This window comes from Inquilinus sp. (genome assembly GCF_057815775.1).
Genome location: NZ_JBYRFX010000675.1, coordinates 1 through 5417, shown reverse-complemented (window position 1 = coordinate 5417; position 5417 = coordinate 1). Strand labels below are relative to the sequence as shown.

Here is a 5417-nt window from a genome sequence, read left to right as displayed (position 1 = left end):
CGGTTGTTGACGCTGCGGCGCGCGCCTTGTATAGGGTGCGCGCCCTGCGGCGCCGAAGTAGCTCAGGGGTAGAGCAACTGATTCGTAATCAGTAGGTCCGGGGTTCAATTCCCCGCTTCGGCACCATTCTTCCCTTTGATGGCAAAGGGAATTGCGGCATATCCCCCACCGTATTCGACTTCCCCCGGGCCCAAACGCCCGAGAATCTCGGGCGTCCGCGACGTGCCAGAATGCGGGCCGGGCAGCATTCAAAAAATTTGACCGAAATTAATGGAATGGAAGCCCACCAATTCAGGTGATACGCTTCGGTTATTCAAAGCTCCAAGCATTCGGCCGTTGCGGCAGACCTTTATTTCGATTTCGTCAATTGATCCGCGGGGTGCCGGCAAATGATGCGGCGCATTGTGCAAAAGCCAATTGGATCAACGGATTGGGCCGCAAAGGCGCCTTGGCGCCGGCTGGCGCGCCGCTTCTCCATCGCCCTGCTCGCCGCTGTCGGCGTCGTCCTCTCCGCCAGTCCCGGCTTCGCCGACCCGACACAATGCACCGCTGAACGATCGCAGCCGATGGTGCCGACCGATCCGGCGCTGTGCGAGAGCCTGACGGCGGCGGTCCGCAACCCGTCGGCCCTGCCGCTCGACCAGTATGAGGCCAAGCTCAACCAGTTCTTCGGCGCCTACTGCCATCGCAACGAGGCCGCGGGATGGCGGCGCGACAAATTTGTCCGCGACGCCGGCCCCTTCATCGCGACGCTGTCGGCCGGCGCCTGGAAGGGCACCGGCTTCGGCACCCATGCCCCGGTGGTGATCTGGTACTCGCCCGACATGGCGGAATGGCTGGTCAAGAACCGCAGCGGCGAGGGCACCGCGGCGGACAAGCTGCCGCCGATCCCCGACGGCGCGATCATGGTCAAGGAGATGTTCCCGGCCCCGGCCGCCAGCTGTGTCGATGTCGACCCGCTGAAGCTGTACCCGACCTCCGGCGCGGCGATCATGATCCGCGACAGCAAGGCCTCGCATGACGGCTGGTACTGGGGCTGGTAAGGCTTCGGGCCGGGCAGCGGCTGGTCGCCGGACTGGCCGCCCGGCCCGGCCAACAACCTGCCCAACCAGGGCTTCGGCCAGTACTGCATGAACTGCCATGCCTCGGCGAAAGACAACCTGACCTTCGCCTCGCCGCGCAACATCCAGGGCGAACCGGGCCGGCCGCTGGTCTATCTCAGCCAGTCCTGGTTCATGGCGCCGCCGCCGGAAGACCACCACCACGACGTGGCGATACCGGACGAAGTCGGCCCCCTGGAGCAGCCGCTGCGCCAGGCCGACCCGGCGGTCGACACGGCCCTGCGCGCCTATCTGCTGAAGACGCCGCCTCGGGAGGTGGTGTCGAACATGCCGTCGGCGACCTATGACAACACCTGGGTCGGCGCCGGCGGCCCGCACGCGGCGAATGAGTTCGTCACCTCGACCCAATGCCTGGGATGCCACGACGCGGGCAGCACCGGGTTGCAATTCGACATGACGATGCCGAACCCGCATGGCGCCAACCTGATCAACCTGTCGCCCTACGCCACCTGGCGCACCTCGCCGATGGGTCTGGCCGGGCGCGACCCGTTCTTCTTCGCCCAACTGGCCAGCGAGACCCAGAGCTTTCATCCCACGGTGAAGGCCGTGGTCGAGGAAACCTGCCTGGGCTGCCACGGCATCCAGGGCGAGCGGCAGTTCCACATCGACATGTTCAGCAAGGGCGGCGAATGCCCCGATTTCACCCGCGAGATGGTGAATGCCGTGCCATGGCCGGACGGCAACCCGACCGCAGCGCATGCGCAATATGGCATGCTGGCCCGCGACGGCATCTCGTGCGTCTCCTGCCACCGCATGGCCCTGGGAGAAGCCGCGACCAACGCTGCGGCCGGCACCCCGGAGAATGCCTGCATCGCGCAGCGCCAGGCCTTCCTGAATCCGCACAACACCGGCTTCGCCCGCACCTTCACCGGCAGCTTCCTGGTCGGCCCGCCCGACAAGCTGATCGGCCCGTTCGAGATGCCGAAGGTGAAGCCGATGGAGGCCGCACTGGGCATCACCCCGGTGCATGACGTGGCCATCACCAGTTCGGAGGTCTGCGGCAGCTGCCATTCGGTGCATCTGCCGGTGTTCCAGAACGGCCAGGCTGTCGCCCGGATCTACGAGCAGACGACCTATCCGGAATGGGCGTTCAGCGCCTATCGCACCGGCACCACGCCCGACGGCCCGCTGCCGCAGGGGCCGGGCAGCCTGGCGCAGACCTGCCAGGCCTGTCACATGCCATCGAAGGCGGCGGATGGCACGCCGATGCGCAGCAAGATCGCCAGCATCCAGGAGTTCAGCAACTTCCCGGAGGCCGAGAACAACCTCGGGCCCGAGGATATCGACCTGCCCGTGCGTGACGGCTTCGCCGCGCACACGCTGGTCGGCCTCAACGTCTTCCTGACCAAGATCGCGCAGCAATTCCCGGATGTGCTCGGCATCCCGACCCAGGACCCGATGCTGACCTCACGCGGCCTCGACCCGCTGCTGCGGACCGAGCAGGCGATGCTCGACATGGCCGGCAACCAGACCGCCGACGTGGCCGTGAGCGGCGTGTCGACCGCGGGCGGGCGGCTGCAGGCGACGGTAACCGTCAACAACAAGGCCGGGCACAAGCTGCCCTCCGGCGTCGGCTTCCGCCGCGTCTTCCTGGAGTTCCAGGTGCTGGACCAGAACGGCACCACGCTATGGGCCTCCGGCCGCACCAATACGGCGGGCGCGCTGGTCGACCAGACCGACACGCCGCTCGACGGCGAATACTGGTGGACGGATGACTGCTCGGCCCGCATCCAACCGGAGGCGCGGCTGCACCAGCCGCATTTCCAGCGCATCACCCGCCAGAACCAGACCCAGATCTACCAGGAGCTGGTGTCGACGCCGCCCCTGGACAATTCGGCACCGGTCTGCGGCCCGGGCACCGACCCGAAGGGCATGCTGACCACCAGCTTCCTGTCGATCTGCAACACGGTGAAGGACAACCGCATCCTGCCGCACGGCTATCTGCCGCTGGCCGAGCGCACCCAGATCGCCACCGCGCTGGGCGCGACGGAGGACCTGGCGAAGGAGGCCGGTGCCACCGCCGTCGGCGACGATCCCGACTACGTCAAGGGCGGCGGCGACAGCCTGGTCTACGACGTGCCCCTGGCCGACCTGCCGGCCGGCAGCCACCCGGCCGCGGTGCAGGCTACGCTGTACTATCAGGCAGCCCCGCCCTTCTATCTGCAGGACCGCTTCTGCACGGCCAAGGGCGATGACACGGAGCGGCTGAAATACCTGGTCGATCACCTCAACCTCAAGGGCTCCGCGGCCGACGACTGGAAGCTGAAGCTCATCTCGTGGGGGGTGGTGGCGCTGCCTTAGCGCCACCACCCCACGTCAAAGCCGCCGCCAAATTCGGCAACAAGATCAATATCAACGACGCCTGTCCTGCGCGGAATGCGGGAACGGCATGACATCATGGCAATCGCGGCTTTGACCCATATCAGTGTGGCCGCGCACTCTCCAATATAGATCCGTCCAGTTCTTTCGAAACTCTCCAGATCCGTGGAGGCGGACCGGTTCCTATTGGCAGGAGTTCGCGGCCATGCTCATGCGGATGTCCAGACGAACAGCGATGATGGGGTCACTGCTGCTGTTCGGCGGCTGCCAGGTCTCCGGCGACAGCCGACGGCCGATCGCCGCCTTGCCCCCCACGCCGATGGATCCCGCGGACTCGGCCGCCGCCAATGCCAAATTCGCGGTCTGGGTCACCCGCTTCCGTGCCGAGGCGCAAGGCCGCGGCATCGGCAACGACGTGCTGTCCACCGCCTTCGACCGCTCACAGTACCAGCCCAAGATCATCGCGCTCGACCGGTCGCAGCCGGAATTCACCCGCACCGTCTGGAGCTATCTCGACAGCGCCGTCACCGACGACCGGATCCGCCGGGGGCGGGCGCTGCTGACGCAATGGGCCGCTGCCGCCGGCGCCGCCCAGCAGCGCTATGGCGTGCCGCCTGACATCATCGCCGCGATCTGGGGCCTGGAAAGCAGCTACGGCCGGAATGTCGGCACCTACAAGGTGGTCGATGCGCTGGCGACCCTGGGCTGCGAGGGACGGCGCCGCGACTGGGCGCGCCAGGAGCTGTTCGCGGCGGTGCAGATCCTGCAGCGCGGCGATATCAGCAGCGACCGCATGGTCGGCTCCTGGGCCGGCGCGATGGGGCAGCCGCAGATGCTGCCCTCGGCCTTCCTGCAATATGCCGGCGATGCCGATGGCGACGGCCGGTGCGATATCTGGACCAGCGTCCCCGACGTCATGGCGTCGATCGCGAATTACCTGGCCAAATCCGGCTGGCAGCGGGGCGAGCCCTGGGGCGTCGAAGTCGTGCTGCCCCCGGATTTCGACTATTCGCTGGCGGAGGTCACGACCAAATTGCCGGCCCGCGACTGGGTGGCCCGCGGCGTGAGGCCGATCAAGGATGGCGGCAAGCTGGACTTCGCTGCCGCCGCGATCATCACGCCGGCCGGCGCGCATGGCCCAGCCTTCATGGTGGGCCGGAACTTCGATGCCATCCTGGCCTACAACCAGTCGATCAGCTATGGGCTCGCCATCGTGAACCTGGCCGACCGGTTGGGCGGCGGCGGCCCGATCGTGGCCGCTTGGCCGCGGAACGAACCGGCGCTGGCGCGCGGCGACATCGTCGAGATGCAGACCTTGCTGGTCGCCAAGGGGTTTTCCGTGGGCGATGCCGCCGACGGCCATATCGGCCCGGCGACGCGCAAGGCGATCCGCGGCTGGCAGAAATCGAAAGGCCTGATCCCCGACGGCTTCGCCAGTGCCAGCCTGTTGCAGACCCTGCGCGCGGGCTGAGGGGGCGGCTGCCGCCCCCCGCCTTTCCTACGCCGCCTGCTGGTCCGCCCAGTCCACAAGGTTGCGGACGACGTCACCGTAGAAGGTGGCGTAGACGCCGCGCGAGACGTAGCCGATATGCGGCGTCGCCAGGACGTTGTCCAGCGACCGGAACGGATGGTCCGCCGGCAGCGGTTCGACATCGAATACGTCGATGGCAGCGCCGGCGATGCGGCGGTCACGCAGGGCCGCGAGCAGGGCCGCCTCATCCACGATCGGCCCGCGCGAGGTGTTGACCAGCCGGGCCGTCGGCTTCATCGCCGCCAGTTCCGCCGCCCCGACCAGCCCGCGCGAGCGCTGGCTGAGCACGAGGTGGATGGTCAGCACATCGGATTTGGCGAACAGGTCGTCCTTGGACACCAGACGCACGCCCTGGGCCGCCGCCTTTTCCGGCGTCAGGTTCTGGCTCCAGGCGATGGCGTCCATGCCGAAGGCCTTGCCGATGCGCGCCACCTCCGACCCGATGT

Annotated in this window: 4 protein-coding genes and 1 tRNA gene; 4 read left to right on the top strand and 1 reads right to left on the bottom strand. The window is 67.5% G+C overall.

Annotated elements, in window-relative coordinates:
* Window positions 1-51 precede the first annotated feature (51 nt).
* The 4 genes from AC3XYG_RS23515 to AC3XYG_RS23500 all read left to right on the top strand — a co-directional run bounded on the left by AC3XYG_RS23515 (window position 52) and on the right by AC3XYG_RS23500 (window position 4911).
* Window positions 52-126 (top strand) — tRNA-Thr (locus AC3XYG_RS23515).
* A gap of 440 nt (window positions 127-566) precedes the next feature.
* Window positions 567-1043, top strand: coding sequence for a hypothetical protein (locus AC3XYG_RS23510; RefSeq protein ID WP_489142294.1), 477 nt, complete (start codon window positions 567-569; stop codon window positions 1041-1043).
* Window positions 1044-1130: 87 nt separating this feature from the next.
* On the top strand, window positions 1131-3422 hold the full coding sequence (locus AC3XYG_RS23505; RefSeq protein ID WP_489142293.1) for a hypothetical protein: 2292 nt from the start codon (window positions 1131-1133) through the stop codon (window positions 3420-3422).
* A 235-nt stretch (window positions 3423-3657) separates the two neighbouring features.
* The gene (locus AC3XYG_RS23500) at window positions 3658-4911 is read left to right on the top strand and encodes a lytic murein transglycosylase (RefSeq protein ID WP_489142292.1); all 1254 of its coding nucleotides are present in this window, start codon (window positions 3658-3660) and stop codon (window positions 4909-4911) included.
* Window positions 4912-4938: 27 nt separating this feature from the next.
* Here AC3XYG_RS23500 and AC3XYG_RS23495 read toward each other — a convergent pair.
* The coding region (locus AC3XYG_RS23495; RefSeq protein ID WP_489142291.1) for an NAD(P)-dependent oxidoreductase at window positions 4939-5417 on the bottom strand (479 nt) is incomplete at its 5' end.

Bases quoted from the DNA above. Each gene is read 5' to 3' on its own strand.
- AC3XYG_RS23510 (WP_489142294.1), top strand. From the start codon at position 567: ATGGTGCCGACCGATCCGGCGCTGTGCGAGAGCCTGACGGCGGCGGTC.
- AC3XYG_RS23505 (WP_489142293.1), top strand. From the start codon at position 1,131: ATGAACTGCCATGCCTCGGCGAAAGACAACCTGACCTTCGCCTCGCCG.
- AC3XYG_RS23500 (WP_489142292.1), top strand. From the start codon at position 3,658: ATGTCCAGACGAACAGCGATGATGGGGTCACTGCTGCTGTTCGGCGGC.